Source organism: Micromonospora coxensis (assembly GCF_900090295.1).
Lineage (GTDB): Bacteria > Actinomycetota > Actinomycetes > Mycobacteriales > Micromonosporaceae > Micromonospora > Micromonospora coxensis.
The window spans coordinates 3,761,590-3,786,975 of sequence record NZ_LT607753.1; the positions used below are offsets into that span (position 1 = coordinate 3,761,590).

29 protein-coding genes and 1 tRNA gene are annotated in these 25,386 nt (G+C 74.3%); 8 read left to right on the plus strand and 22 right to left on the minus strand.

Going from position 1 to position 25,386, the window contains the following annotated elements:
- Positions 1–9: 9 nt before the first annotated feature.
- Entirely contained in the window at positions 10–1,095 is a 1,086-nt protein-coding gene (locus GA0070614_RS17105) for a DNA glycosylase AlkZ-like family protein (protein WP_088976903.1), read from the minus strand.
- 99 nt (positions 1,096–1,194) lie between these two features.
- Between GA0070614_RS17105 and GA0070614_RS17110 the strand changes: the two genes are divergently transcribed.
- Positions 1,195–2,034, plus strand: coding sequence for a Rieske 2Fe-2S domain-containing protein (locus tag GA0070614_RS17110; RefSeq protein WP_231933309.1), 840 nt, complete (start codon positions 1,195–1,197; stop codon positions 2,032–2,034).
- A gap of 48 nt (positions 2,035–2,082) precedes the next feature.
- Here GA0070614_RS17110 and GA0070614_RS17115 read toward each other — a convergent pair whose 3' ends face one another.
- From GA0070614_RS17115 to GA0070614_RS17170, 12 genes are all read right to left on the minus strand, one after another.
- Complete coding sequence (locus tag GA0070614_RS17115; RefSeq protein ID WP_088976905.1) at positions 2,083–3,207, minus strand: LysM peptidoglycan-binding domain-containing protein; 1,125 nt, start codon at positions 3,205–3,207, stop codon at positions 2,083–2,085.
- A 14-nt stretch (positions 3,208–3,221) separates the two neighbouring features.
- Positions 3,222–3,653: a hypothetical protein gene (locus GA0070614_RS17120; protein ID WP_088976906.1), complete on the minus strand. Its 432-nt coding sequence runs from the start codon at positions 3,651–3,653 to the stop codon at positions 3,222–3,224.
- Complete coding sequence (locus tag GA0070614_RS17125) at positions 3,650–4,114, minus strand: TadE/TadG family type IV pilus assembly protein (RefSeq protein WP_088979477.1); 465 nt, start codon at positions 4,112–4,114, stop codon at positions 3,650–3,652. The genes GA0070614_RS17120 and GA0070614_RS17125 overlap by 4 nt, the downstream gene beginning before the upstream one ends.
- Before the next feature lie 8 nt (positions 4,115–4,122).
- Positions 4,123–4,533 carry a TadE/TadG family type IV pilus assembly protein gene (locus GA0070614_RS17130; RefSeq protein ID WP_231933706.1) on the minus strand — a complete coding sequence of 137 codons (411 nt, stop codon included), beginning with the start codon at positions 4,531–4,533 and terminating at the stop codon, positions 4,123–4,125.
- A 116-nt stretch (positions 4,534–4,649) separates the two neighbouring features.
- Positions 4,650–4,841 (minus strand): hypothetical protein, encoded by a 192-nt coding sequence (locus GA0070614_RS17135; RefSeq protein WP_088976907.1) that lies wholly within the window; start codon positions 4,839–4,841, stop codon positions 4,650–4,652.
- A gap of 26 nt (positions 4,842–4,867) precedes the next feature.
- Positions 4,868–5,725: a type II secretion system F family protein gene (locus tag GA0070614_RS17140; RefSeq protein WP_088976908.1), complete on the minus strand. Its 858-nt coding sequence runs from the start codon at positions 5,723–5,725 to the stop codon at positions 4,868–4,870.
- On the minus strand, positions 5,725–6,624 hold the full coding sequence (locus GA0070614_RS17145; RefSeq protein WP_088976909.1) for a type II secretion system F family protein: 900 nt from the start codon (positions 6,622–6,624) through the stop codon (positions 5,725–5,727). The genes GA0070614_RS17140 and GA0070614_RS17145 overlap by 1 nt, the downstream gene beginning before the upstream one ends.
- A 55-nt stretch (positions 6,625–6,679) precedes the next feature.
- Positions 6,680–8,212: a CpaF family protein gene (locus GA0070614_RS17150; protein WP_088976910.1), complete on the minus strand. Its 1,533-nt coding sequence runs from the start codon at positions 8,210–8,212 to the stop codon at positions 6,680–6,682.
- Positions 8,202–9,002 (minus strand): P-loop NTPase family protein, encoded by an 801-nt coding sequence (locus GA0070614_RS17155; RefSeq protein WP_088976911.1) that lies wholly within the window; start codon positions 9,000–9,002, stop codon positions 8,202–8,204. The genes GA0070614_RS17150 and GA0070614_RS17155 overlap by 11 nt, the downstream gene beginning before the upstream one ends.
- A 2-nt stretch (positions 9,003–9,004) precedes the next feature.
- A complete protein-coding gene (locus GA0070614_RS17160) occupies positions 9,005–9,652 on the minus strand; it encodes an SAF domain-containing protein (RefSeq protein WP_088976912.1) in 648 nt (215 codons plus the stop codon).
- A complete protein-coding gene (locus tag GA0070614_RS17165) occupies positions 9,649–10,599 on the minus strand; it encodes a hypothetical protein (RefSeq protein WP_088976913.1) in 951 nt (316 codons plus the stop codon). The genes GA0070614_RS17160 and GA0070614_RS17165 overlap by 4 nt, the downstream gene beginning before the upstream one ends.
- Positions 10,593–11,156, minus strand: a complete 564-nt coding sequence (locus tag GA0070614_RS17170; RefSeq protein WP_088976914.1) for a hypothetical protein — start codon at positions 11,154–11,156, stop codon at positions 10,593–10,595. The genes GA0070614_RS17165 and GA0070614_RS17170 overlap by 7 nt, the downstream gene beginning before the upstream one ends.
- A 482-nt stretch (positions 11,157–11,638) precedes the next feature.
- On the opposite strand from GA0070614_RS17170, the gene GA0070614_RS17175 reads away from it, so the two are divergent.
- Positions 11,639–12,400 carry a prepilin peptidase gene (locus GA0070614_RS17175; RefSeq protein ID WP_408630775.1) on the plus strand — a complete coding sequence of 254 codons (762 nt, stop codon included), beginning with the start codon at positions 11,639–11,641 and terminating at the stop codon, positions 12,398–12,400.
- A gap of 255 nt (positions 12,401–12,655) precedes the next feature.
- Here the strand turns inward: GA0070614_RS17175 and GA0070614_RS17180 are convergent, their stop codons facing one another.
- Positions 12,656–13,276 (minus strand): phosphatase PAP2 family protein, encoded by a 621-nt coding sequence (locus tag GA0070614_RS17180; RefSeq protein WP_088976915.1) that lies wholly within the window; start codon positions 13,274–13,276, stop codon positions 12,656–12,658.
- A gap of 168 nt (positions 13,277–13,444) precedes the next feature.
- Between GA0070614_RS17180 and GA0070614_RS17185 the strand changes: the two genes are divergently transcribed.
- Positions 13,445–15,799, plus strand: a complete 2,355-nt coding sequence (locus GA0070614_RS17185) for a glycoside hydrolase family 65 protein (protein WP_088976916.1) — start codon at positions 13,445–13,447, stop codon at positions 15,797–15,799.
- A gap of 192 nt (positions 15,800–15,991) precedes the next feature.
- The gene (locus GA0070614_RS17190; RefSeq protein WP_088976917.1) at positions 15,992–16,477 is read left to right on the plus strand and encodes a GNAT family N-acetyltransferase; all 486 of its coding nucleotides are present in this window, start codon (positions 15,992–15,994) and stop codon (positions 16,475–16,477) included.
- On the opposite strand, the gene GA0070614_RS17195 is transcribed toward GA0070614_RS17190, so the two are convergent.
- Positions 16,458–16,928, minus strand: coding sequence for a hypothetical protein (locus GA0070614_RS17195; protein ID WP_088976918.1), 471 nt, complete (start codon positions 16,926–16,928; stop codon positions 16,458–16,460). The two genes, GA0070614_RS17190 and GA0070614_RS17195, sit on opposite strands and share 20 nt — an antisense overlap.
- Positions 16,929–17,039: 111 nt before the next feature.
- On the opposite strand from GA0070614_RS17195, the gene GA0070614_RS17200 reads away from it, so the two are divergent.
- Positions 17,040–17,855 carry an SAM-dependent methyltransferase gene (locus tag GA0070614_RS17200; protein ID WP_088976919.1) on the plus strand — a complete coding sequence of 272 codons (816 nt, stop codon included), beginning with the start codon at positions 17,040–17,042 and terminating at the stop codon, positions 17,853–17,855.
- Positions 17,856–18,091: 236 nt separating this feature from the next.
- Here GA0070614_RS17200 and GA0070614_RS17205 read toward each other — a convergent pair whose 3' ends face one another.
- From GA0070614_RS17205 to GA0070614_RS17230, 7 genes are all read right to left on the minus strand, one after another.
- Positions 18,092–18,673 (minus strand): FHA domain-containing protein, encoded by a 582-nt coding sequence (locus GA0070614_RS17205; RefSeq protein WP_088979480.1) that lies wholly within the window; start codon positions 18,671–18,673, stop codon positions 18,092–18,094.
- On the minus strand, positions 18,673–20,478 hold the full coding sequence (locus GA0070614_RS17210; protein ID WP_088976920.1) for a serine/threonine-protein kinase: 1,806 nt from the start codon (positions 20,476–20,478) through the stop codon (positions 18,673–18,675). The genes GA0070614_RS17205 and GA0070614_RS17210 overlap by 1 nt, the downstream gene beginning before the upstream one ends.
- Before the next feature lie 92 nt (positions 20,479–20,570).
- Positions 20,571–20,996 (minus strand): hypothetical protein, encoded by a 426-nt coding sequence (locus GA0070614_RS17215; protein WP_157745023.1) that lies wholly within the window; start codon positions 20,994–20,996, stop codon positions 20,571–20,573.
- A gap of 178 nt (positions 20,997–21,174) precedes the next feature.
- Entirely contained in the window at positions 21,175–21,297 is a 123-nt protein-coding gene (locus GA0070614_RS31430; RefSeq protein ID WP_269459449.1) for a hypothetical protein, read from the minus strand.
- Positions 21,298–21,432: 135 nt separating this feature from the next.
- The gene (locus GA0070614_RS17220; protein WP_157745024.1) at positions 21,433–22,524 is read right to left on the minus strand and encodes a right-handed parallel beta-helix repeat-containing protein; all 1,092 of its coding nucleotides are present in this window, start codon (positions 22,522–22,524) and stop codon (positions 21,433–21,435) included.
- 136 nt (positions 22,525–22,660) lie between these two features.
- The gene (locus tag GA0070614_RS17225) at positions 22,661–22,936 is read right to left on the minus strand and encodes a type II toxin-antitoxin system Phd/YefM family antitoxin (protein WP_172892455.1); all 276 of its coding nucleotides are present in this window, start codon (positions 22,934–22,936) and stop codon (positions 22,661–22,663) included.
- A gap of 135 nt (positions 22,937–23,071) precedes the next feature.
- A tRNA-Lys gene (locus tag GA0070614_RS17230) sits at positions 23,072–23,143 on the minus strand.
- A 138-nt stretch (positions 23,144–23,281) separates the two neighbouring features.
- Here GA0070614_RS17230 and GA0070614_RS17235 point away from each other — a divergent pair.
- From GA0070614_RS17235 to GA0070614_RS17245, 3 genes are all read left to right on the plus strand, one after another.
- Positions 23,282–23,761: an anthrone oxygenase family protein gene (locus tag GA0070614_RS17235; protein WP_088976923.1), complete on the plus strand. Its 480-nt coding sequence runs from the start codon at positions 23,282–23,284 to the stop codon at positions 23,759–23,761.
- Positions 23,762–23,967: 206 nt separating this feature from the next.
- Complete coding sequence (locus tag GA0070614_RS17240) at positions 23,968–24,186, plus strand: hypothetical protein (RefSeq protein WP_231933311.1); 219 nt, start codon at positions 23,968–23,970, stop codon at positions 24,184–24,186.
- A 45-nt stretch (positions 24,187–24,231) separates the two neighbouring features.
- Positions 24,232–25,314, plus strand: coding sequence for an NAD-dependent epimerase/dehydratase family protein (locus GA0070614_RS17245; protein WP_088976924.1), 1,083 nt, complete (start codon positions 24,232–24,234; stop codon positions 25,312–25,314).
- The last annotated feature ends 72 nt before the right edge of the window (positions 25,315–25,386 follow it).

Consider the following 25,386-nt stretch of genomic DNA (forward strand, 5'->3'; position numbering starts at 1 on the left):
GGCCATCCGTCACCCGACGTCGACAACTCGTCCGGCGCGGGTGACGGTGGTCAGCCCCAGCCACGTCGCCAGCGCCTCCAGCTCCGCGTCGACGGCCGCGCTGACCTCACCGTCGAAGGGGACGTCCTCGTGGACGGCGTGCACCCGCAGCACGCCCGCCTTCCGGTCGGCGGTGGCGTCCACCTTGCCGACCATCCGGTCGTGGTGCAGCACGGGCAGCGCGAAGTAGCCCCAGCGCCGCTTGGCCTTCGGCACGTACATCTCCAGGACGTACTCGAAGTCGAACAGCTCCCACAGCCGTTTCCGGTCGTGGACCAGCCGGTCGAAGGGGGACAGCAGCGCGGTGCGCCCGGCGAACGGCTGGTCCAGCGCCGCCGGGTCGACCCGCCAACCACCCGGGGTGCCCTCGACCTCGGCCGGCTCACCGGCCTCCCCGACCACCGACGCCCGGGCGATGCCCAGCGAGCGCAGCCGTCGCTCGTCGCGGATCCGCCGGGCCTCGTCCGCCGGCACGACCTCGGTGTCCGCCGGATAGACCCGCTCGGCCAGGTCCCACCGCCGCTGACGGCCGATCCGGCCGGCGATGGCGACCTCGCCCCGGGCGGCGAGGAACTCCAGCATCTGGGTGACGTTGCGGTTGTTCGTCCAGCCGGTCGACGGCCACGGCACCACACTGCGGTCCGGCACCTCGCGGGACAGCAGCGGGCCGGAGTCGCGCAGCAGGTCGAGCACGTACCGGCGGAAGGAGTCGTTCGCGGTCAGCCAGGCGAGCGCGCGGCTGCCCTCCGGCGGCCAGGCCGCCATGTCGGCCAGGTGCAGCCCGAGATCCGTCATCGGCCGGACGTAGGCGTTGTGCTCGTACAGGGTGCGGTCCCGCTCCACCGCCTGCTGCAGGTGCGCCGGCCGGTACCCGGCGCCGAGCCGGCACCAGGCGACGAGGTCGGCGCTGGGCGCCACGGCCGCCGTCGGATCGAGCTGGAGGAAGGTGAGCTGCTCGACCGTCGGCAGCAGATCCGAGGACCGGTTGGCGTCGAGCAGTTGCGCGCGTACCGCGACGCGTCGGGCCTCGGCGCGGGAGATCCGGTGGGGACGCATCCCGGGAGGTTAGCCCAGGCGTCCTCCGTGCGGGGGATCGTGCCGCCCGCCCGGTTTGCGACCGCACCTGCCGGGAAGTCGGAGAAGGTGCGAGCGCTGATGACGAAGATCGAGCAGAACGCGAAGCTGGACCGGATCGGTGACCGGCTGCAACGCGCGGTGCAGGGGACCCTGCGCCCGCAGCGGGTCCGCGACCTGCTGCACGGCGTCTGGCTGGGCCACCCGCTGCACCCGGCGATGGTGCAGGTGCCGGTGGGCGCCTGGATCAGCGCCGCCTTGGTGGACCTGCTGCCCGGGCAGCGCCGGGCGGCGACCACACTGGTCGCCCTCGGCACGGTGGGCGCGGTGCCCGCCGCCGTCGCCGGGCTGAACGACTGGGCTGCCCTCGCCCGGGACCAGCGCCGGGTCGGCCTGGTGCACGCCGCCGCCAACTCCGTCGGACTGGCGCTCTACGCCGGTTCGCTGGCCGCCCGGCTCAGTGGCCGGCACGGGACGGGCCGGGCGCTGGCGTACCTGGGGTTGAGCGCGGCGAGCGCCGGGGCGTACATCGGCGGGCACCTGGCGTACAAGCAGGGTGCGCAGGTCAGCCAGAGCATCTCCGAGCTGCACCGGATGAGCGACGAGTGGAAGGCGGTCGCCGACCTGGCCACCCTGCCGCAGCGCCGGCTCGTCACCCGCGAGGTGGACGACGTCTCGGTGATTCTCTACCGGCACGGCGACGAGGTCACCGTGATGCTGGAACGCTGCCCGCACCAGAGTGGCCCGCTCGGCGAGGGCGAGGTGCAGGAGATCGACGGGCACGACTGCGTGGTCTGCCCGTGGCACGGCTCGGCGTTCCGCCTCAACGGCGGCGAGGTCGTGCACGGGCCGTCCCCCAACGACCAGCAGCTCCTGCCCACCCGGGTGGTCGACGGCGTGCTGCAGACCAAGCTGCCCTGACCCGGGTCGGTCCCGGCGGTGCCGCGCGGGTGACCCACCCGCTCCTGGTCAGTCCCGGCGGTGCCGCCCGGTGACCAGCGCGCGGGCAGCGGCGGCGGTGGCCCGGGCCGGGCGGCGGCGCAGCCCCAGGACCGCGCCGATCTGCGCGCCGACGATGCTCGCCACGGCGAGCACCGCCGAGACGGCCAGCGGCCGGTTGATGCCGTCGTCGGCGGTGGCCCGGGACGCCCCGGCGGCCAGCGCCGGCGGCACCCCCACCGGCTCGTCCCGCTGCGGCGCCGGCTGCTGCGGCACCGGCTGCTCCGGCGATCGCGGGTCGACCCGCTCGTCCGGGGTGGCCCGGGTGTCCGGCCCCGGCGCGCCGGGCGTGGCCGTCCCCGGTGACTCCTGCGGGGTGGCCGCGGGCGGGCGCGGCGACGGCTTGCGGGGCGGGGACGCCACCAGGCGGCCGGTCGCGTGCTGCCGGGCGCCACTGTCGGTGGCCTGCGCCGGCAACTTGATCAACTGGCCGGGGCGGATCCGGTCCGGGTCGGCCAGCCGGTTGAGCCGGGCCACCTCCCGGTAGCGGTCGAAGTCGTCCAGGTAGCGCTCGGCCACCTCACCCAGGTAGTCGCCCCTGGCGACCTGGTAGACGGGTGGGGTCGCCGGCGTACGGGTGGCCTCGGACCCGCTGCCCTCCGGCACCGCGCCCGCCGTCGTCGCCGTCGGCGCGGCCAGCACAACCGTGGTGGCGGCCGGCGGCGCGGCTGCGACCGTCGCCGGGTACGCCACGGTCGTCGCCGCGCTGGCCGCCGGGGCCGCCGCGACGATCAGCGCGACCGATCCGACCAGGGCCGCCGCCGCCCGCTGCTGCCGGCTCATCCCGGGCAGCCGGGGCGCGGGTCGCCGTGCCGCCTGCGCCCCCAGCTCCACCAGGACGGAGAAGGTGAACGTCGCCCAGCCGAACCAGCCGAGGACCGCCAGCGCCCGCAGGAAGAGCCGGCCGTCGTCGCGACTGGTCAGCGCGGTGCCCACCTCGGCGAGGGTGGGCAGGTGGTCGGGGAGCGGGTTGCCGGCGAAGGCGAGCAGCGCCACCGGTGCGCCCGCCAGCAGCGCGATCAGCACGACCAGCGAGCCGAAGCCGGTGAGCAGCTGCCCGGCCCGCCGGGCGGCGGAACCACGGGGTGCGGTCATGGCGGCCTTCCTTCCTACGGTGCCTCGGTGAGGGCGCGCGCGGTGGCCTCGCCCGAGACGGTGACGGTGCTGTCCATGCCGAACAGGCCGAGCATGTGCCGGCGGTAGGTGACGGTGACCCGGACCTGGATCTGCTTCTCGCCGCCGACCACCGGGAAGGTGACCCGGTAGCGGGTCACGCCGGCCGCCGCGAGGTAGTCGCGGACGGCGGCCCGGGCGTCGGCCTCGTCGATCTCCTTCGGGCCGCCCTCGATCGCCCGGGCCCGGTCGACGGCCTGGCCGCCGCTGCGGGCCGCCTCGGCGGCGAGGTTGTCGGCGCGTTGCAGGGACCGGAGCTGACCGGCGCCGTCGTACGCGACCCCGATGATCGCCAGCACGCCGGTCATGGTGACGGCGAGGAACAGGCTGACCCGTCCCTCGTCCCGCCGCAGCCCGCGCGCCCTCATCCCCGGCTCCGGTAGCGGTCCAGCGGCGAGGTGAAGGTCGCCGAGGCGGTGGTGCGCAGCGGCACGCCGGGCAGGCCGGGGGCCCGCAGGTCGGCGTGGGAGACCACGCAGGTGATCGCGACCGTCACGCTCGCCGGCTCCCCGACCGGGCTGCGGTACGCCGCGTCGAAGCCGGCCGGCCGGCCGCGTACCGAACCGCTGAAGGTGATCCTCGGGGCGCCCTCGCAGTTGAGGCGTCGCCAGTCGAGCTGGCGGCGGACGGCGTTCCGGGCGGCGGCGCGGGCGGTGGCGGCGTCCCGGGAGATCGAGGCGGCCCGGGCGGCGTCGTGCGCGGCCGACTCGACCGCCTCGTCGGCGACCGCCGTCCGCCCGGTCACCCCGGCCAGCACCATCAGCATGATGAACGCCGGGGCCAGCACGGCCACCTCCACCGACACCGAGCCCCGGGCACGGCCGTCCACCGGGGCGCTCACGGGGTGGTCCAGCGCTCGACGGTGCCGTGCGCGGTCTGCCGTACCCCGAAGCTGACGCCCGGGACGACCGACAGGGACCGGCCGGTGACCGTGCAGGTGACCTCGGTGGCACCGGTGAGGCAGGTCGGTTTCGCGCCGACCAGCCAGTCGCCGGCGCTGCCGAGGAACCGGGCGGCGCGGGCCTCGCCCGCGCCCGCCGGGGCGTGCAGCGTCCGCTGGGCGTTGACCCCGCTCTGCGCCGCGTGCAGCGCGGTGGAGCGGGCCACGAACCAGACCGCCACCTGGACGGAGGCGAAGAGCAGCACCAGCACCGCGGGCATCACGACGGCCAGCTCGACGGGGTTCGCGCCCCGGTCCGTACTGGCGGCGGTGAGGCGGCGTCGGACGGCCCGGACGGCGGCGCGCAGGCCGGCCCGGACGGCGGCGCGCGGACCGGGCCGGCCGGGGACGCGGGAGGGCGTGCCGGGGGACCGGACGGCGGCGGCCGTCCGGTCCCGGGACGCGACGGCGGGACGGATGCGGATCACCTGGTCGGGATGCCGTCCATCCACGCCTTGGCCTTGGTCGCGACCAGGGCGGTGACGGTGATGCCGGCCGCGACCAGCCCGGCGATGATCACCGCGGTCGGCACCGGGCTGTCGCCCCGGTCGGCCTCGCGGCGCAGCTCGGACAGGCGGGCCACCGTGGCGACGTAGAGGAAGGTGAGCAGTTGCATCGGGGTGCTCCTTGTCGGGGAGGGGACTACAGGCGGGCCACGAAGGGGTAGAGGATGAAACCGAGCAGGACGAAGACCAGCAGCGAGCCGGGGATGTCGAGGCGGCTGGTGACCCCCTCGGCCCGGGCCAGGTTGTCGGTGCGGATCTGGTCCCGCAGCGAGTCCGCGCGGCTGCGCAGGGTCTCGTGCACCTGCGCGCCCTCGCTGCCGGAGTTGCGCATGATCGCCCCGACGTCGCCCAGCTCCGGGATGCCGATCCGCTCGGCCAGCTCCTGGAGCTCGTCCCACGGGGAGTGCATCTGCATCTGCGCGATCCGCAGCGACTCCTGGATCCGGTCGAAGACCCAGCCGTCGCAGACCGCCGCCGCGCGTTCCAGCGACTGCACCGGGCCGTGCGCCGCCGAGAGCTGCAACGCCACCAGGTCCAGGTAGGTGCAGACCGCCTGGCGGAACTCGTCGCGGGCGGCGTCCGCCTTCGCCAGCACCGCCCGGTGGGCGAGCAGCGCACAGACCATCGCCATCCCGATGCTGCCCAGCACCGGTACGGCCACCGGCAGGTGGACCCCGCCGAGGAAGAGCACCGCGCCGAGCACGGTCGGGATGGCCAGCCCGACCAGTCCGGAGAGGAGCACGGAGAGGGCGTACTGCTCGGGGGTCTGGTCGATCAGGGCGAGCTGCCGGTGCGGCGGGCTGAGCCAGCGGGAGAAGCCGCCCAGCCAGTCCGGCCCGCGCGTCGGGGCGACGGTGCCGGGCGGCTGGTGCAGCCGGCGCAGCGCGGGACCGAGCGCCGGGGACGCCGGCAGCGCCTCGCGGACCAGCAGGAACAGGCCCAGCCCCACCCCCGCGCCGCCGAGCACGGCGATCGCGAGCTGCCAGTTGAGCATCATGCGACCGCCTCCTGAAGATCCGGGGCGGGCAGGAAGCGGGCCGGCGGCGGGGGCTGGCTCATCGACCGCACCCAGACCAGCAGCCCGACGAACGCCGCGCTGAGCACCGCCATCACGAGCTGGCCGAGGACGCTGCCGTACGGGCGGACGTAGTCGATGTTCAGCAGCCCGTACGCGAGCACGACCAGGGTCATGCCGGTGAGGAAGCGGACCGCGAACCGGGGCTGGGTGCGCTTGGCCTCCACCTCGCGCCGGGTGGCCACCTCGGCGGCGGCGGCCGAGGCGATCGAGCCGAGCACGTCGCCGAGGCGCTCACCCCGGTCGGTGAGGTGCAGGATCAGCGCGGCCACCACCTGATCGCAGACCGGGTCGCCGATCTCGTCGGCGAAGGCGAGCAGGGCGGCGCGGGCCGTCCAGCCGGCCTGGAGGCGGGCGGCGAGCAGCCGCACCTCCTCCTGGATCTCCTCCGGGACGGTGGCGATGGTGCCGATGATGGCCTGCTGGAGGCCCTGCCCGGTGGCGGAGACGTCCTTGAGCCGGCGGGTCCACTCGCCGACCGCCTCGATCCGGGCGATGGTCCGCTGCTCGGCCTTGCCGACGGCGAAGAGCCAGGGCACACCGGGCACCGCCACCGCCACGATCAGCCCCACCACCGGCAACCCGCTGAGCAGGAACGCGACCGCCCCGGCGACCAGCGCCACGGCGAGCCGGGCCTGGTGGATCCGGCGTTCCCGCCGGCCGGCGCCGGAGCCGACCCAGATCCGGCGCAGGCCCCGCCCGGCGGCCGGCCGGGGTCGGACGGGCTTGCGGGTGCCGACCACCGCGACCACGGCCAGGACCAGCCCGGCCACGCAGGCCGCCCCGGAGACGACCGCGATCAGCTCGATCTCGCTCATCGGAGTGTCTCCGTTCGCGACTGCGGGGCTCGCAACCCCGGCTCACTCCTCGCGCTCACCGGCGCACCGCCGGGCCGAGGCGGCTGTGCCGGGGACGACGCCAGGCGCCGGCGCCGGCCTCGATGAACCGGGTCAGCAGCCGGGCGTCGTAGCCGACCCGCAGCAGCTGGTCGCGGATACGTTCGGGCAGGTGGCGGGGGACCGCCCGGCCGTCCGGGCCGGGGCCGAAGACCGACGTGGTGATGATCCGGTTGCCCTCGCCGACCCCGATCACCTCCTCCACGTGGGAGACGAAGCGGTGCTTGCGGCCACCGATCGCGGTCTCGTCCTCGACGGTCACGTAGACGATCAGGTCGAGGGCGTTGCCGGCCATCCGGCGGGCCTGGTCGACCGTCATCTCCCGGCCGTGGGCCAGCGCCAGCTCGATGATCCGCTCGCTCACCCCGGCCGGGGTACGGGCGTGGATGGTGCACATCGACCCGCGGCTGGTGGTCATCGCCTGGAGCATCGGCACGATCTCCCGGGACCGCACCTCGCCGACGATGATCCGCAGCACGCCCATCCGCAGCGACACCGGGATCAGGTCGGCGATGCTCACCTCGCCGGCGGGTCGGCCGTCCAGGCCGCGCTCGCCGTGCCCCTCCCGGGACTCGAAGCTCATCACCGCCCGGTGCTTGTGCCCGCGCCGGGCGGGCAGCAGCTCCCGGCTCTCCTCCAGCAGCACGTACGGCTCGTCCGGCGGGATCTCGTCCATCAGCGCCCGGATGACGGTGGTCTTCCCCGCCCCGGCCAGCCCGGCGACCATGATGTTCAGCCCGGCCCGCATGGACGCGCGGAGGAAGTCGCGCAGCAGCGGGTCGATCATCTCGTCCAGGTCGGGACGGGTGCCGCAGATGTCCTCCAGGCTCACGTCCAGCGTGTTGTGCTTGCGGATCACCGCGTACGGGCGGTGGCTGACCAGGAAGACCGCCGCGAGCCGGCTGCCGTCGGGCAGTTGCAGGTCCAGCGTCGGCTTCGAGGTGGACAGCGACCGTTCGGTGGCCCCGGCCCGGCGGGCCGCCGCCTGGAGGATCTCCACCAGCTCCTCGTCGCTGTCGGCGATCGGCTCGGCCCAGTCGACGCCACCGCCGTGCCGGGTGATCCGCACCTGGTCGCAGCCGAGGATGTGCACCTCCTCGATGGAGTCGTCGACCAGCAGCGTCTGGAGCCGTCCCAGGCCGACCAGTTCGGCGGTCACCTGGTCGAGCAGGGTCCGCTCCTCGTCGGCGGTGAGCGGGGTGCCGGCCCGGCGTACCGAGTCGGCGTAGCCGGAGACGACGGCGACCGCGAGCCGGGCCCGTTCGACCTCCTCCTCGTTGGCGTCGAAGTCCCGGCCACGCTGCCACTGGGTGAGCCGCTCGCTGAGTTCCCGCCGCAGCTCGCGGACCACGGCGAAGTCCACCCTGGGCCGGGGCGGCGGCGCCGGGGCGGGCGCGGCGACCGGCGGCGCGTGGTGGTGGCGTCCGTTCGCCGGGGGCAGCGGCGGCATCGTCGAGGTCGCGCCCGGCTGCGGGCGACGCGGGTCGTGGTGGACCGGCTCAAACCGCATCGGGGACCTCCTGCGTCGCCGGCCAGGCCAGTCGGGCCCGGCGGCGGTCCAGCAGCGCCCGGACCGGCGTCTCCAGCCCGGCGGCCGCGCGCATCAGCGGCCGTCCGGCACGGACGGTGCCGCCGAGGCTGAGCACCTGCGCGGTACGCCGGTCCTCCGGCAACCGGCCGATCACCGGCACCCGCAGCGCCTTGCTGATCTCGCCTTTGCCGTGGCCGTCGCCGACCACCAGCAGCCGCAGCGTGCCCGGCGGCACCCGGTGCTCGGTGAAGTCCCGCTCGATCGCCCGGATCATCGACCGGGTGGCCGACAGGTCGGGCAGTTGTGCCCGGGTGACCAGCAGCACCACCGTGGCGGCGCGCAGGATCGGCCACGGTGGACCGGCCACCTGGAGCCGGCCGCAGTCGGCGATCACGTCGTACGGCGGTTGGCCCTTCTCCAGGTCGCCGAAGAAGTCCGCGAAGCGCTGCCAGAGCGGGGTGACGCTGCCGGCCTGGGCCGGGTCGACGACGCCGGGCAGCAGCAGCCGTTCCCGTTTCGGGGCGTCCAGGTCGACCAGTTGGGACCAGAACGCCGACTCCAGGTTGCCGTCGCGCAGTTCGCCGACGGCCAGTTCGCCGATGCCCCGGGGCCCGTCGAGTGCGCCGCCGAGGTAGCCGGCGAGGACCGTCCCGCCGGCCGGGTCGCACTCGGCGAGCACCAGCCGTCGGTGCCAGCTCAGGGTGCAGGCCAGCGCGGACGTGGTGACGCCGGGCGAGCCCTTCGCCGAGACCAGCGCGATGATCGCCATGCTCAGGCCGCCTCGACCAGCACCAGGGCGATCCGCTCCTGCGCGGCCAGCACCACCACCGCCGGCACGTCCCGGGTCGGCAGCGCCACGTAGACCACCACGTCCTCGTTCTCCGGGGTGGCCGTGTCGATCACGGTGCCGGTGAACCGGGTGCCCGGCGCCTGGCTGTCGTCGTCGGCGGGGGTGCTGACCAGCAGCACCTTGTCGCCGGGGTGCAACTTGCGGGCGGGCACCTGGCTGGGCTTGAGCCCGAGCGCGATCTGCTGCTGGCCCGGGCCGAGCAGGGGAGCGTCGGTGAGCTGCTCCATGGTCAGCAGGGTGCCGGGGGTCAGCCCCACCGCCGCCCGCTTGCCGACCACCTCGTCGAGTTGCTTCGCCGGCACCGGGGACAGCCCGGCCCCACCGGAGACCTGCACGCTGACCAGGTCGTCGGCGCTGAGCGTCCGGCCGACCTCGACCGGGCGGGCGACCGCCAGGTAGCTGCCGGTGGCGCGTACCGAGGTGACCGCGAACGCCGCGCCGAGGCCGCCGAGCGCGATCAGCAGCACCGCCAGCCCGAGCAGGCCGGGGCGGGTCCGGCGTTGCCGGACCACCTTGGGCGGGGCGACCGGCGCGTCGACCGGGGTGCCGTTGCGGGTGACCAGGCTCATCGGGTAACCACCTGAAGCTCGTCGATCTCGATCGGAATGGTGCCGCTGGTCCGGGTCTGCGGGATGACGCCGCTCTCGCCGCCCCCGCTCCAGGTCACCGTCCAGTACGTGGTGGCGCTGACCCGGTACGTGCCGGCCTTCGGGTAGCCGGAGTCGTAGCCGCAGTCGGGCGAGGTCTTCCCGGCGCGCTTGCCCTTCGCGTCGTACTCGGTGCCCTCGTCGGCGCAGGTGACCTTGACGCCGTTGCCCATGTTCCAGACGATCCGGTCGAACCGGGCGACGAGTTCCACCCGCAGGCCCCGGTCCTCCTCGGATTCGGTGATCGTCGGCCCGAAGTAGTTCCGGCCCTCGCTGGCCCACATCCAGACCGGCAGGCCGACCAGGCCGGGGCCGGTGCTGCGGCGGGGCGCCACCGCGATCCGGGGCGGCAGCATGGAGATCCGGGCCAGCGCCCGGCGGGCCAGTTCCTCCGGGTCGGGCGGGCTGCCGAAGCCGGGCGGCGGGGCGTCGCGCAGCACCACCGTCTGGGTGCCCAGGTCGCCGCCGTTGCAGGTCTGCACGTACCACTGCTGGCCCGCGGGAGCCTCGGGCTGCGGCTCGGCCAGCTTGTAGTAGCAGCCGTCGCCGTTGTTGAACCAGCCGAGGAACTCGTTGTAGCAGGGCAGCGGCTTGCCGTTCCACTGGCACTTCGGGGCGGTGCCGCCACCTCCGCCGGTGCTGCCGCCGTCTCCGCCGTCACCCGGGTCGCCCGGATCACCCGGGTCGTCGTCCCAGATGGTGCAGTCGTTCTGGCCGGGCGGGCACTCCGGCCCCGGGCCCTCGGCGGCGGCCGGCAGCGGCGCGAGGACGGCCACCAGCAGCGCCAGCAGCGTGCCGGCGAGCAGCCGGCGGGGCGTCCCGGCCCCGGTCGCCGGAGCCGGGACGCGCCCTCCTCCCCAGGTCAGCACGGCTGGTCCTCGTGCGCGGCGCCGGTGCTGATCAGCCACCGGCCGTCCGGGTAGCGGGTCGCGGTCGCGGTGGCCAGGTGCCGTCCACCGCCGGAGCCGGGCACCACCCGCTTGTCCTTGGCGTAGATCAGGCGGTACGCGGTGGCGTCGAGGCAGTCCTGGATCTCCACGGTCGGCGGGACGGTGTCCAGGCTGACCGAGGTCACCGTGGGATCCGAGCGCAGCGTCCCGGTGCGTACCGCGCCGTGCCGGCGGGCCTGGTCGAGGGTCACCCGGACCCGGGTGAGCAGCGGGTCGGCCAGGAACCGGGCGAGCGCGGGATGACGCGGGTCGCTGGCCCGGCTCGCCTCCCGGGACGCGTCCAGGTATCCGGCGTACGCCTTCAGCGCCGCCTGTCCGGCGGCCCGTTCGTCCGCGCTCGACTGCCGTGGGTCGGTGGCCTTGCGGGCGGGTGGCCCGGCGGCCGTTCCCGACCCGTCGCCGCAGCCGGCGGCTGCTCCGGCCACCGCGGCGATGACCAGGCAGGTTGTCCAGCGGCGGGGATGCCGTGTGCGCATCGCCGTGCCCTCCTCGGTGCCGCCCGACGGCCGGATCCCGGCGGCGTCCGGGCATGCGGCAGCGCGCCCGGAGGTTGCCGTCCGGACCTGCGTTCAGTGCTGCCGCATTTACCTGTGTGGATCTGTAGTGAAACGTGCGGCCGGTTACCCGGCGCCTGTCGACGGGGGTTGCGTCCTACCCAAGGGGCGAGCATAGGCTGACGTCCGCCGATGCAACAGAGGCAATTCAATCGAACACGGTGAGTGATGATCGGAGGTGGCCGGGGGTGGACGACGGCGAGCACGGCACGCCCGGACGGCTGGCGCTCCCCGATCGGGGGTCGGCGGCCGACGGACGGGCGGGCGACGGCGTCGATCGTGTCGTACCGGCCACGGATATGGCACCTGTCGATGCGTATGGTCCGATCCGTCCCCCGGCCGCCGATCCCACCACCGGCGATTCCCCACCGTCCGGCACGCCGGCTCCCGGGCACCTGTCGCACATTTCGACGACACCGGATCGTCACCCGGAACCGACGGCTGAATCACTCTCCGTACGGGGCCTGGCCGCCCTGGCCCTGGCCCCGCCACTGCGGCTCGCGGTCGCCCGGCACGCCGTACCCCCGGGGTCGCCGGCCCGGACCGGGTGCGACGGCTGCGGCGCCTCGCTCCGCCTGGGTGGGCCCGGGTCCGGCCCGGCGGCCCGCTGTCCGCGCTGTCGGACCCGGATCGGGGCGCCGGCCGGCAGCGTGGAGGCCGGCCTGGCCGCCGCCCTGGCCGTGCTGGTGCTGCTCGACGCGCCGCTCGCCGAGCGCGCGGCCGTCGCGTGGTGGTTGGTCTGGGCGATTCCGCTGGTCCTGATCGACCTGGCCGTCCGCCGACTGCCCGACCGGTTCACCGCACCGGCCGCGGCGGGAGTGGTCGCGCTGCTCGCGGTGGCCGCGTCGACCGGGGCGGGATTCGAGCCGTGGCTGCGGGCGGTGGCGGCCGGCGTCGGGCTCGGGCTCGCGTTCGCCGCCACCACGCTGCTGCTCGGCCGGCGCGGCTTCGGCCTCGGCGACGCCAAGCTGGCGGTCGGCGTCGGCGCTCTGCTCGGCTGGTACGGCTGGCCGGTGCTGCTGGCCGGGGTGGTGCTGACGTTCGCGTTCTCGGCGGTGACCAGCCTCGGGCTGCTGCTCGCCAGGAAGGTGACCTGGTCGACCCACCTGCCCTTCGGCCCGTTCCTGGTCCTGGGCACCTGCGCCGCCCTCCTCCTCACCCCCTGACCACCCACCACCCACCCGCACGCACCCGCCGTGTGGGGCGGGCCGCGGGCCGCGGGCCCGGGAACTCGGGCCGATGTGCCCACCCCCAGCGCTTCACGCGGCCCCGCGGCACCCAACCCCTGGCGCCCACCCGTGTTGATCAAGAGGTTTGCGTCCCTGGAGAGCGCTGTCCCGTGCCCAAACTTCTTGATCAGCAACCGGGCCAGGGCTGGGCCGGATCGGGGCGGGGGCGGGGTGGGGGTACGGGCGGGGCGGTCAGCGGCGGTGGGCGGTGACGGGGAGTCGGGTGGTGCGGTCGGTGCGGCGATTCAGCAGGTCGGCGGTGGGGCGGGCGGCCAGGAGTGTGACGGTGAGCGTCGCCGCCGCGCCGAGGAGCAGCCCGGCGGCGACGTCGTGCGGGTAGTGCACGCCGACGAAGACCCGGGAGAGCGCGGCGAGCAGCGCCAGCGGTGCGGCGAGCAGCCCGAGCCGGCGGGAGCAGAGCAGCGTGGCCACGGCCAGCGCGCCGGCGATGGTGGCGTGGTTGCTCGGGAAGGACCAGTCACCGGCCGGCGGGCACTGCGCGGCCACGATCCGGACGGCGTCGCGGCAGGGCCGGTCCTGGTCGAAGACGGTCTTCAGCCCTTCGCTGCACCCGTAGGCGAGGACCACGGCGACCGGCGCGACCAGGGCGACGGCCCGTTCCGCCGGGCCGCCCCGGAGCAGCCGGGGCGCGGCGGCGAGCAGGAACAGCGCGCCGAGCAGCAGGATCGCACCCTCGGTGAAGTGCGCCGCGAACCACTGGACGGGTGTCGGGCTGTCGGACGCCACGTCGACGACGTCGCGGTACCACTCTACGCTGATGTCGGGAACGTCCGTCGTGCCGGTGTGATTCATGTGTCACCTCGCCAAATGTTCATACCCCGTTCACCAGGGCCAAACGCTACGAATCACGGAGACCGGGCACATCGTGCGATGGTGAGGGTTTGCCCCTGACCTTCGTCTCAGCCAACTCACAGCCCGGGGCCGATTCGGCCCCCGCCGCGAGGGGGTAACGGGAGTGCCGTGCGCGACGACGAGAGCTGGCGGATCCGCCGTACCGACGCCGACCTGGACCGACTCGGCGAGACGGAGTCGCTCCTCGCGCTGGGCAACGGCTGGATCGGCTGGCGCGGCACCCTCGACGAGGGCGAGCCGGTCGAGATGCCCGGCAGCTACCTCAACGGCTTCCACGAGCGGCGCGAGCTGACCTATCCCGAGGACGGGTACGCCTTCCCGCAGCACAGCGACACCGTGGTCAGCGCGCCCAACGCCGCCCTGGTCAAGCTCTGGGTGGCCGGCGAACCGCTGGACCTGCGCACCGGCACCCTGCGTACCCACGAACAGGTGCTGGACCTACGGGCCGGCGTGGTGGAACGACGGACCGAGTGGATCTCGCCGGGCGGGCACGGGGTACGCGTGCGCAGCACCCGGCTGGTCTCGCTGCCCCGGCACGCGGTCGCCGCCGTCCGGTACGAGGTGGAACCGCTCGGCGACGACCCGGTGCCGCTCCGGGTCTGCTCGGACGTGCAGGCCAACGAGCGGGTGCCGGAACGCGGCGACGACCCGCGCGCCGCCACGGTCGTCCACGACCCGTTGACCGCCGAGGCCCGCCGCTCCGACGGCTGCTCCGGGGTGCTGGTCCACCGCACCGGGCGCAGCGCCCAGCGGGTCGCCGTCGCGGTGACCCACGAGACGGAGCCGCCGGACGGTTTCACCACCTCCGACGACTGCACCCCGGACCGGCTGCGGCTGACCGTCGAGGGCCGGCTGCGTCCCGGCGACCGGCTGCGGATCACCAAGTTCGCCGCGTACGAGTGCGCGCCGGTCGACGGGACCCCGCCGGACGCGCTGGCCGACCTGGTCGCCGCCGAGGCCGCCGACGCGAGGGAGCACGGCTTCGACGCCCTCCTCGCCGACCAGCGGGCCGCCCTCGACGCGCTCTGGACGACCGCCGACGTGGAACTCGACGGCGACCCGGAACTCCAGCAGGCCGTCCGGTTCGCCGTGTTCCACCTGCTCCAGGCCGGCCGGCCCGACGGTGACCGGACCATCCCGGCGAAGGGCCTCACCGGCAACGGCTACGACGGCCACGTCCTGTGGGACACCGAGAGCTACGTGCTGCCGGTGCTGACGTACCTGGCGCCGGAGGTCACCCGCTCGGCGCTGCGCTGGCGGCACGCCCACCTGCCCGAGGCCCGGGAACGCGCCGCCGAGCTGCGGCTGCCCGGGGCCACCTTCCCGTGGCGGACCATCGCCGGCCGGGAGTGCTCCGGCTACTGGCCCGCCGGCACCGCCGCCCTGCACGTCAACGCCGACATCGCCGACGCCGTGCTGCGCTACGTCGCGGCCACCGGCGACGAGGAGTTCGTCGGCGAGGCGGGGCTGGAGCTGCTGGTGGAGACCGCGCGGCTCTGGCACGGCTTCGGGCACTGGTCGGACGACGGCGCCTTTCACGTCACCGGCGTCACCGGCCCCGACGAGTACGCCGCCCTGGTCGACGACAACCTCTTCACGAACCTGATGGTCCGGCGCAACCTGCGCGGCGCCGCCGACGCCGCCGAGCGGCACCCGGTACGCGCCGCCGAGTTGGGTGTCGAGGCCGCCGAGATCGCCGGCTGGCGGGCCGCCGCCGACGCGGTCGCCGTCCCGTACGACCGCAAGCGCGGCGTGCACCAGCAGGCGGCCGGCTTCACCGAGCAGCCCGAGTGGGACTTCGCCGCGCTGACCGACGACGACTACCCGCTGCTGCTGCACTTCCCCTACCTGGAGCTGTACCGCAAGCAGGTGGTCAAGCAGGCCGACCTGGTGCTGGCCATGCAGCGCTGCCCGGGCGAGTTCACCGCCGAGGAGAAGGCCCGCAACTTCGCCTACTACGAGGCCCGTACCGTCCGCGACTCGTCGCTCTCCGCCGGCTCGCAGGCGGTGCTCGCCGCCGAGGTCGGGCACCTGGACCTGGCGTACGACCTGTTCGCCGAGGCGGCCCTGCACGACCTGGCCGACCTGGGCGACAAGACCACCGACGGGCTGCACCTGGCCGCCCTCGCCGGCGCCTGGACCGCGGTGGTGGAGGGCTTCGGCGGGCTGCGCGACGACCGGGGCGACCTGTCGTTCGCGCCCCGGCTGCCGGCCCGGATCCGCCGGCTCGCATTCAGCCTGCGCTGGCGCGGGCAGCGGCTGCGGGTCACCCTCACCCGCGACGAGGCCCGCTACGAGCTGCCCGACGACCCGGACGGCACCGTGGAGCTGCGCCATTCCGGTGAGCCGGTACGCGTCACCGGCGCCGCCCCGGTCACCCTGCCCATGCCCCCGGTCCCCGATCCCGGCCCCGAGCCCCCGTCACCCCCCGGCCGCCGCCCCCACCCCCGCAGCACCCCCTGACCCCCCCACCCCGTCACCCACCCCCCCACCCCCACAGCGCCGCCGCCGCGCGCCCGCGCCCTCCGCTGCGCGCACTTTCAGAGAAGGCGTGGCTATTCGCGAAGGAATACGCACTCTTTCTCTGAAAGTGCGACGGCTGGGGGCACGACGTCGGCGCGATCTTGGACGGGGGGTGGTGGGTAGGGTGGGTGGGTGAGGGGGTTGGAGCGGCTCGGTGCAGGTCACGCGGACGCGGTGTTGCGGTTCGAGCGGGAGAACCGGGCGTGGTTCGCGCGTACGGTGCCGGACCGGGGCGACGACTACTTCACCGGCTTCGCGGCCCGGCACGCGGCGCTCCTCGCCGAGCAGGCCACCGGCGGGTGCCACTTCCACGTCCTGGTCGACGACGACGGCGAGGTGCTCGGCCGGTTCAACCTGGTCGACGTCGCCGACGGCAGCGCCGAGCTGGGCTACCGGGTCGCCGAGCGGGCCGCCGGGCGCGGCCTCGCCACCGCCGGCGTACGGCAGGTCTGCGACCTGGCCCGGGACGAGTACGGCCTGACCCGGCTCACCGCCGAGACCACGCGCGACAACCCGGGCTCACTGGCCGTGCTGCGCCGTGCCGGCTTCACCCCGGTCGGCGAGGTGCTGCTCGACGGGCGGCCGGGGCTGCGCCACGTCAGGGAGCTGACCGGCTGACCCCGCCGTCCATCCGCTCCAGGACGGCCTCCAGCGCCTCGAAGGCGTACGCCCAGTTGTGGCACTTGAAGCTGCGCAGGCCCTCGATCGGGGTGTGGCAGTCCACGCAGTGCACCCCGGCGATGGAGTCCGGCACCTCGGTGTTGACGTACTTGCGCTCGCCGAGGATGACCGTGGCGACCATCGCCCGGTCGTGTACGCCCTTCAGCGCCGAGGAGACGATGTCCAACCAGGTCTGCCGCCGGCCGCACTTGGGGCAGTCCGGCTCGTCCCCGCTCACCCACAGCGGGGCGCCGATGCTGCGCGCCGGCATGCCGAGCAGCTTCTCGATCCGGCGTACGTCGTGCTCCGGGGTGACCCAGCGGTGCCGGCCGGGCAGTGAGGCGGGCGAGTCGTACACGGCGCGGAACAGCACCGGGTCGACCTCGACGGTCTCCCGTGGACGGCTCATCGCGTACCTCCTCCTCGGCGGTCGGTGCCCTCGTCGTACCGCCGGAGCGCCCGGCGCGCAGCCGGATCACCGACACGACGGGTCAGCGTAACGTCGCTGCGGGTGCTAGACATGCAGGCGCGACCGACAGGGAGGGGAGTGCCGGTGACCGCGCCGACCGATGCGGAGCACGCGCCGAACGTGGCCCGGATGTACGACTACTTCCTGGGCGGCTGCCACAACTTCGCGGCCGACCGGGCCGCCGCCGAGAAGATCCTGGAGATCTTCCCGGACACCGGCATCGCCGCCCAGGCCAACCGCCACTTCCTGCGCCGGGCCGTGCGCCACGCCGCCGAGCAGGGGATCCGCCAGTTCCTCGACATCGGCGCGGGGCTGCCCACCCAGGGCAACGTGCACGAGATCGTCCGCCAGGTCGCACCCGACTCGCGGGTGGTCTACGTCGACCACGACCCGGTCGCCGTCGCGTACGCCAAGCGGCTGCTGCCGACCGACGACCGCACCGTCGTCGTCCGCGCCGACCTGCGCCGCCCCGACGAGCTGCTGGCCCACCCCGACGTGCGGGCCGCCGTCGACCTCGGCCGGCCGGTGGCGGTGCTGCTGGTCGCGGTGCTGCACTTCGTCACCGACGCCGAGGACCCGTACGCCGCGGTCGCCCGGCTGCGCGACGCCACCGTCCCCGGCAGCCAACTGGTGCTCTCCCACCTCACCATGGACGGCGCGCCGCCGCTGCCGGCGCAGCAGGGGCAGGCCGTCTACCGGCGCAGCAGTGCCCCGCTGGTGCCCCGCACCCACGCCGACGTGCTGCGCTTCCTCGACGGGTACGACCTGGTCGAGCCGGGCCTGGTCCCGGTGGCGGAGTGGCGGCCGGACGGCGAGCCGCAGGAGCGCATCTCGCACGGCTACGGCGGGGTCGGCGTCCGCCGCTGATCCGGCGGGCCGGAAAACCTCCCCTTTTCGACACCTGCCCGGACGCGCGGCGAGCTGGTGTGATTCGTGTCGGGCGTCGTCGGCCTCGTCCTCCGGCCTCGTCGCCCTGGCGTGCCCGCAGCTGCACGCTGTCACCGTCGTCGGGCCCCGATCGACCAGGGGCGCGACGCGCAGGAGGAAACAGGGGGGTGTGCCCTCCGGGCCGCGTGGGGCGCGACCCGGAGGGCACGCGCACGTCAGGCCCCGGTCGCACCCCGGCGGACCGCCTCGCCGGCCAGCCGGGACCGCCGCCGCTCGTCGTTGCTGACCAGCCCGAACTTGTCGTACAGGTTGGTCAGGTGCTTCTTCACCGCGCTCTCGCTGACCCCGAGCGCGGTGGCCAGCGCCCGGACCGTCGGCGGCTCCGGGAAGGCGGTCCCACCGGAGACGTACGGGCGGCAGAGCACCTCGATCAGCTCCTGCTCGCGCCGGGTCAGCGTCGGGGCCGGCGGCGGTGGCTCCACCCCGACCGTGCGGGTGCCGGTGAGCTGGGGCGCGTGGAACACCAGCCGGGCCGGGCCGATCTCCACCCGGTCGCCGTGCCGCAACAGCCGCGCCTCGCGCACCGGCAGGCCGTTGACCGTGGTGCCGTTGGTGCTGCCCAGGTCACGGATGGTCCAGCCGGACGGGAAGCGTTCCACGAGCGCGTGCAGCCGGGAGACCAGCTTGCTGTCGACGGTCACCTCGTTGCCGGGGGCCCGGCCGATGGTCAGCGCGTCGGCGGTCAGCGGCACCAGCCGGACGCCGCCCACCCCGTGGACCTCGAAGTAGCCCCCCATCACCGGTCGCAGTACGGCTCGGTGGTGGCCGAGGTGGCCGCCTTCGTCCGGTCGGCGGTCACCGTCGCCGACGCGGTGGTGCAGCCGCCCGCCGACCGGTGCGGCTCGGTCCACAGCTCGTACGGCTGCCCGACCGCGCGCTGGCGGAGCACCGGCCGGTCGGCCCGCACCGCCAGGTCGACCGTCCAGGTGCCGCCGTCGACGGCGACGTTGTCCCGGTACTGCTTCCACACCCAGACGTACGCCATGGTCGCCCGGCAGCTCGGCGACCAGTACTGCTTGACCGAGATCGCCTTCAGGCCGCCCGCGTGCCCGTAGGCGGACGCGCCGACCTGGTAGGCGTCGGCGTAGCAGGGGCCGGGCGGGGCGTCGTCCCGACTGGCCCGGCGCGGCTGGGCGACGCCGGTGAGGGTCGTCGACACCGGCCGGCCGGCAGCGGTCAGCTCCAGCGACGCCCGGATCGGGCCGGCGGACCGCGGGACGGCGACCAGCCGCACCTCGCAGCGGCCACCCGGCCCCACCGGTCCGGGGCTGCATCCGTCGCGGACGATCCGCAGGTCCGCCCGGGACGGCCCGCTCAGCGTCACCCCGGTCACCCGGACCGGCCGGTCGTCGCGGTTGCGCACCGACACCACCTGCTCGTCGGACTCGGCGTAGAGCTCCAGCTCGCCGAGGGCCAGGGTGACCGGCAACTGCACCGGGGCGGGCGTCGGCACGGCCTGGGAGTAGCCGGTGGCGAGCACCGCCGCCAGCGCGGTGAGCAGCCCGAACGCGCGCAGCAGCGCGCGCGGGCGTACCCGGGGCGGCCGGCGCTCGACGGTGGCCGACAGCGCCAGGGCGGCGTGGCGGCGGTCGGTCAGCGACAGCGACGCGGCGGCGCCGCCCGGCTCGTCCGCCGCCGGCCCGGCGGCGTCGCCCCCGCCGAGGACGAACGGGGTGACCGGCACCCCGGCCGCCGCCTGCGCCGCACGCAGCTCGTCGGCGAACTCGGCGGCCGTCGCGGGCCGCCGCGCCGGGTCCTTGGCCATCGCCCGCTCCAGCGCCGCGCACACCCCCTCGGGTACGCCGTCCGCGCGCAGGTCCGGCACCGGATCGACGGCGACGCGGCGCAGCAGCGACTCCAGCGACTCGCCGGCGGCGGGAGCGAAGGCGGGCGTGCCGTGGATCCAGTGCAGCACCGTCGAGGCGAGCGCGTAGACGTCCGCGGCGACCGAGGCCGGCGCGCCGCGCAGCACCTCCGGCGCGGCGTGCAGCACGCTGGCGGTGATCCTGCCCCGGGGGTCGGTGCGGTCCGCCGAACAGGGGCGGGCCTGCCCGAAGTCGGCCAGCTTCGGCTCGCCGTACCCGGAGATCAGGATGTTCTCGGGTTTCACGTCGCGGTGCAGCACACCGGCCCGGTGCGCGGTCTCCAGCGCGCCGGCCACGCTGATCCCACCGGCGACGGCCTCCCGCCAGTCGCCGGCCGCCCCGCCGCGCAGCCGGTCACCGAGCGAGCCACCCTCCTCGTACGCCATGAGCAGGTACGGATTGCCGGCGGCGGTGCGACCGGCCTGGTGCAGGGTGACGATGTGCGGATGGCCGGAGAGCCGACCCAGCGTCCGCAGTTCCCGCTCGAAGCGGGTGCGGGACGGGCCGTGCCAGTCGGCGGCGAGCACCTTGACCGCCACCCAGCGGGAGAAGGTCGGCTGCCAGGCCCGGTAGACGACGCCGAAGCCGCCCCGCCCGACCTCGACGGCATCGGTGCAGCCGTCCACCCCGAGTACGGGGTGCGGGCTCTGCTCGACCGACTGCTCGCTGTGGACCATCGCCGCTGAATGCTACCGATGGCCCGCGACATCGCCGTCAGCCGTTCGTGCCCCGTGCGGGGGCGCCCTCCGGGGCGCCCCCGCACCGACCGTCAGTGGTCGTTGTAGAAGCGGTAGCCCCCGCACTCCGACTCGTGGCCGTCCCTGATCCGGCAGAAGAGGAAGCCGATGTACCTGTTCTCGGGCAGGTTGTAGACACCGCCGTCGCTGGCCCGACGGGTGGCGCAGTTGCCCTCCCCGCCCCGGGTGAAGGTGTACAGGGTCGGCCCCTTCGGACCGTCGAGCTTGACCCACATCTTCACCGCGTGGCCGTCTTCGTCCGTGTCGCAGATCTTGACGATGTCGCCGTGCTCGGTGAAGGTCGCCTCACCGCTGTAGTCGAAGAAGCCGCCGCCGACCGCGTCGCCGGTGTTCATCTCGTGGTACGAGTCCGACGCCATGGCCGGGCTGGGCAGGGCGACGGTGAGCGCGGTGACCGCCGCGGCCACGCCGAGCGCCTTGCGCATCGTGAATTTCATGACTCTGGTGTTCCTTTCGGGGTTGTTGCACGGATGCCGTGTCCCGGTGGTGCCTGCCGGACACCGGGGCGGACCCGTTCGTGGAGCCGGGATCAGCAGACCCTGCTGGTCGACCCGTCCGCCCGGTCGCGGCGGCCGGTGACGTGCGCGTGCGACGACGCCGTGTCGCCGGTGCGCCTCACCCTTCGGGGCGGGTGGTGTCGTCCGGCCGGCGCGCTCCGCGGTCGTTGCCACTGACGACGTGGACGCTGAGGTCCCGGTCGGAGTGGGTGGCGGTGAGGGGACGGCAGACGATCGTCATGTCAGCCCCTGCTCCCTCCGGTGGTCGGTCACCGATGAGCCAACCAGTGCCGGACGGCGGCCGACAGGTGACGAAGCGGGGACGCTTTCCTCCCCCGTGGTCGTCGCCGTCCGGCCGCCCGCCCTTGCTCCCGGGTCAGGCCGAGTTGCCCTGGACCACCACGTTGTTGCGCTGGACACCGCTCCGGTCGAGCTGCGGAGCGTTGCGGTCGTTGCCGAAGAGCTGGTTCCAGGAGATCTCCAGGTCGTTCAGCACGGAGTTGCTGTTGGCGTAGATGGAGATGCCGCTGTGGTTGCTGACCCGGTTGTCGAGGATCTTCACGCCGGTCAACGTGTTCATCTCGATGCCGTGGGCGTCGCCGTTGACGCAGACCCCGCACGATGAGTCGGTGACGACGTTCTTGTAGAGGGTGAGCCAGCTCGCGCCCGGCGCGATGACGATCTGCCCGCCGTCGCAGATCCGGCCGCCGCAGGAGTAGATGCCGGCCCGGTGGTTGCGCTCGAAGTAGTTGTTCGCCACGCCGTTGTCCCAGTGACCACCGGCCCCGCTCACCTGGAGCCAGAGCGCGTTGACGCGGATGTCGCGGAAGGTGTTCCACTCGACGCGGACGTAGCGGTTGTGCCGCACCGGCTCGTCGTAGCCCAGGTGCAGGCCCATCTCACCGGCGTTCTCGATGGTCGAGCCCCACCAGTTCAGGTGCCAGGTGCCGAGCACCACCGCCGCGTCGGCGCGCACGTTGCGGATGTGCACCCGGTCGAAGGTGATGTGTTGGGTGCTGCCGTTCTCACCGAACACGAAGACGGGCGCGCCGCACCCGTCGGTGCAGCGGAAGGACTCGCTGCCGTCGAACGAGCCGGACAGGCGCAGGTTCTCCACCACGACGTGCTGGGAGTGGTGGATGCTGACGATCGAGGTGCTCTGCCGGCCCTGGTAGTGGAAGCCCACCCCGTCACCCGCGCCGGAGATCCGCTTGCCGGAGACGCCGCTGATCGCGTAGCCGCCGGTGTGGCCGTCGGGTACCTGGATCATCGAGGTGATCACGATCTGGTCGTAGGCGTTGGCGTTCATGCCGGCCACGCACTGACCGTAGGTGCCGAGGTCACCGGCATGGCAGACCCTGGTGTTCGCACTCGCGGGCGCCTCGACCAGGCCGACGGCCGCGACCGCCAGGACGAGTGCCGAGAGTACGCCCAGCGTGCGCCGCGCCGGGCTTGTCCGTGGAGACACGTGCCACCTCCGTCGACACGGGCTCCGGCGCCGCTGCCGGAGCCGCATTGACGGTTTACAATACCTATAGTTTTGCCAACCTGGTTGGTTCCCCCCCCCGGGGCTGTCGAGGACGCCGTCGCGGTGAAGACCAGCCTCACGCGACGTCCCGCACGGTGGCCGGGTCGATCAGATCCCGCTCGGCCGCATCGCCCTGCTCAAGCTCCGCCATCGACCTGCGCAGGGCGGCGGCGTTGCTCGGGTTGCGTAGCAGGTACTCGGTCTCCTTCATCGACTCGTACTCCGCAAGGGGCACGATCACCACGGGCTCGTGGCCGGATCGAGTCATCACCACTTCCTCCGCGTCGTTGATGACGCTGTCGAGTTCGGCGGCCAGGTTCTGCCGTAGCTGGGTGAAGTTCACGGTCCGCACGACGACCTCCATGGCAAGCACAGAAACCTGTACTTCAGGTGGGCCTGCGGCGACATGCACGTGCGCCGGCTACTGCCGTAGGGGCACGCGCACCACGATGAGAGACGGGCGAAGGGCTGCTGACCTGGGGAAGAGTGGGCCGCCAGGGACTCGAACCCTGAACCTATGGATTAAAAGTCCACAGCTCTGCCATTGAGCTAGCGGCCCGTCGGCCCTCAGGCTACCGGACCTTGACTGGGTAGGCCTTCCGGCTTCCGGCCGATCGCGCCCCGCCTGGACGCCCGCGCATGCACCCGAGCCTCCCGGCCATGGCCGCCGGCGGCGCGTACGGGTGAGCTGGAGGGCATGCGAACCCTCTCCCTCGCCGCCGCCACCGTCGCCACCGGTCTCATGGCGGGGCTCTTCTTCGCGTACGCCTGCTCGGTGGTGCCGGGCCTGGCGGCGGTCGACGACCGGACGTTCGTCGGGACCATGCAGTCGATCAACCGGCGGATCCTCAACGGCTGGTTCCTCGCGGCGTTCCTCGGCGCGGTGCTGCTGATCGGTCTGGCGGTGGCGCTGCACGTCACGGTCGACGGCCGGGTGCTGGCCTGGACGGTCGCGGCGCTGGTGTCGTACGGCGCCACGCTGCTGATCACCATGCGGTGCAACGTGCCGCTCAATGACCGGCTCGACGCGGCCGGGCCGGTGGACCGCATCGCCGACCTGCGGGCGCTGCGGGACGGCTTCGAGGCGAGCTGGGCGCGGTGGAACCTGGCCCGTACGGTCACCACCGTCGTCGCGTTCGCCTGCCTGGTCGCCGCGCTGGCGTCCGGGCGGTCCTGAACCGGGCGTGATCGACTCCGTATGCAGTGAACGGGGGCGCGCGGACACCGCGACACGCCGCGAGCGGAGTCGATCACGGCGCGGACCCGGGGGCATGGGGACCCGAGCGCGGGGAACCGTGACGGGATGAGGATGACCAGCACCCCGGCCGTCGCGGCGTCGAGCGAGGAGCCGGGCCGGACGGCGTACGGGAGCCGGGTGGCGAGGTGCACGCCTGGCAGCCCGGCCGGAACTCGACCGTCTGCGGCCTCCAACTCAGCCGTACCCGGCTGCGCCGGTTCCCGCACGTACGGTTCGACTACACCTCCACCGACGTGCTCACCGAGGCCGATCCGGTGGGGTTCGTCTGCCCGCGCTGCCTCGCCGCCACCCAGGGCCGCCGCCGGCAGGAGAAGTCCTGGGTACGGCAGTCGCCGCGGCCCTGAGCGGTCCGGGGGTTGGAGTCCGGTTCAACGGGTACCGCAGCCGGCATGCGGATCGTGATCGTGGGCGCCAGCGGCAACGTGGGGACGGCGCTGCTGCGCCGGTTGCGTCGGGAGTCGGGGCTGGAACTGCACGGTGTGGCCCGGCGGCTGCCCGGCCCGGACGCCGGTGAGCCGTACGACGGGGTGCGGTGGCACTCCTGCGACGTCGGGGCGCCGGACGCCGCCGGGAAGCTCGCCGCGATCTTCGCCGGGGCCGACGCGGTCGTGCACCTGGCCTGGCAGATCCAGCCCAGCCACGACCAGCGCACCCTGCACCGGACCAACGTCGGCGGCAGCCGCGCGGTGACCTCGGCCGTCGTCGCGGCCGGCGTCCCCGCCCTGGTGTACGCCTCGTCGGTCGGCACGTACGCGCCCGGCCCGAAGGACCACCCGGTCAGTGAGCGCTGGCCCGCCACCGGGGTGGACGGGTCGTCGTACAGCCGGGACAAGGCCGAGGTGGAGGCGATGCTCGACACCCTCGAAGCGGAGCGTCCCGAGCTGCGGGTGGTCCGGCTGCGCCCCGGACTGATCTTCCAGCGTGACGCGGGCACCGAGATCAGCCGGTACTTCCTCGGCCCGCTCGCCCCGGTGCGGCTGCTGCGCTTCGGGCGCATCCCGGTGGTACCCGCCAACCGGCGGCTGCGGATGCAGGCGGTGCACGCCGACGACGTCGCCGACGCGTACGCCCGGGCGGTCCTGGGTGACGCGCGCGGCGCCTTCAACGTCGCCGCGGACCCGGTGCTGACCCCGGATCTGGTGGCCCGGCACTTCAAGGGCTGGACGGTCCCGGTGGCCGTCCCGGTGCTGCGCGCCGCCGCCGCGCTGACCTGGCGCGCCCGCCTGCAACCGGTCGACACCGGCTGGGTCGACCTGGCGTTGAACGCCCCGCTGATGTCCAGCGAGCGTGCCGAGACCGAACTCGGCTGGCGCCCGCGCACCGACGCCGTCACCGCGCTCAAGGAACTCTTCGCCGGCATGGCGGCGCGCGCCGGCACCGACTCGCCGCCGATGAGCGCGGCTCCCGACCTCCCCGGCCGCCCCGCCGCCCTGCTCAAGGCCCGCACCCCCGGCACCGGCAACCCCTACTGACCGCCCTCCCGTCCGGCCACCACCACCTGCACGATGGTTGATCAAGAAGTTTGCGTACCCGGGAAGGCGATT

Bases quoted from the DNA above. Each gene is read 5' to 3' on its own strand.
- GA0070614_RS17110 (WP_231933309.1), top strand. From the start codon at position 1,195: ATGACGAAGATCGAGCAGAACGCGAAGCTGGACCGGATCGGTGACCGG.
- GA0070614_RS17160 (WP_088976912.1), bottom strand. From the start codon at position 9,652: ATGAGCCTGGTCACCCGCAACGGCACCCCGGTCGACGCGCCGGTCGCC.
- GA0070614_RS17135 (WP_088976907.1), bottom strand. From the start codon at position 4,841: ATGCAACTGCTCACCTTCCTCTACGTCGCCACGGTGGCCCGCCTGTCC.
- GA0070614_RS17215 (WP_157745023.1), bottom strand. From the start codon at position 20,996: ATGAAATTCACGATGCGCAAGGCGCTCGGCGTGGCCGCGGCGGTCACC.
- GA0070614_RS17150 (WP_088976910.1), bottom strand. From the start codon at position 8,212: ATGCGGTTTGAGCCGGTCCACCACGACCCGCGTCGCCCGCAGCCGGGC.
- GA0070614_RS17170 (WP_088976914.1), bottom strand. From the start codon at position 11,156: ATGCGCACACGGCATCCCCGCCGCTGGACAACCTGCCTGGTCATCGCC.
- GA0070614_RS17195 (WP_088976918.1), bottom strand. From the start codon at position 16,928: ATGAGCCGTCCACGGGAGACCGTCGAGGTCGACCCGGTGCTGTTCCGC.
- GA0070614_RS17115 (WP_088976905.1), bottom strand. From the start codon at position 3,207: ATGACCGCACCCCGTGGTTCCGCCGCCCGGCGGGCCGGGCAGCTGCTC.
- GA0070614_RS31430 (WP_269459449.1), bottom strand. From the start codon at position 21,297: ATGACGATCGTCTGCCGTCCCCTCACCGCCACCCACTCCGACCGGGAC.
- GA0070614_RS17105 (WP_088976903.1), bottom strand. From the start codon at position 1,095: ATGCGTCCCCACCGGATCTCCCGCGCCGAGGCCCGACGCGTCGCGGTA.
- GA0070614_RS17120 (WP_088976906.1), bottom strand. From the start codon at position 3,653: ATGAGGGCGCGCGGGCTGCGGCGGGACGAGGGACGGGTCAGCCTGTTC.
- GA0070614_RS17245 (WP_088976924.1), top strand. From the start codon at position 24,232: ATGCGGATCGTGATCGTGGGCGCCAGCGGCAACGTGGGGACGGCGCTG.
- GA0070614_RS17200 (WP_088976919.1), top strand. From the start codon at position 17,040: ATGCAGGCGCGACCGACAGGGAGGGGAGTGCCGGTGACCGCGCCGACC.
- GA0070614_RS17180 (WP_088976915.1), bottom strand. From the start codon at position 13,276: ATGAATCACACCGGCACGACGGACGTTCCCGACATCAGCGTAGAGTGG.
- GA0070614_RS17140 (WP_088976908.1), bottom strand. From the start codon at position 5,725: ATGCTCAACTGGCAGCTCGCGATCGCCGTGCTCGGCGGCGCGGGGGTG.
- GA0070614_RS17210 (WP_088976920.1), bottom strand. From the start codon at position 20,478: ATGGTCCACAGCGAGCAGTCGGTCGAGCAGAGCCCGCACCCCGTACTC.
- GA0070614_RS17205 (WP_088979480.1), bottom strand. From the start codon at position 18,673: ATGGGGGGCTACTTCGAGGTCCACGGGGTGGGCGGCGTCCGGCTGGTG.
- GA0070614_RS17235 (WP_088976923.1), top strand. From the start codon at position 23,282: ATGCGAACCCTCTCCCTCGCCGCCGCCACCGTCGCCACCGGTCTCATG.
- GA0070614_RS17155 (WP_088976911.1), bottom strand. From the start codon at position 9,002: ATGGCGATCATCGCGCTGGTCTCGGCGAAGGGCTCGCCCGGCGTCACC.
- GA0070614_RS17145 (WP_088976909.1), bottom strand. From the start codon at position 6,624: ATGAGCGAGATCGAGCTGATCGCGGTCGTCTCCGGGGCGGCCTGCGTG.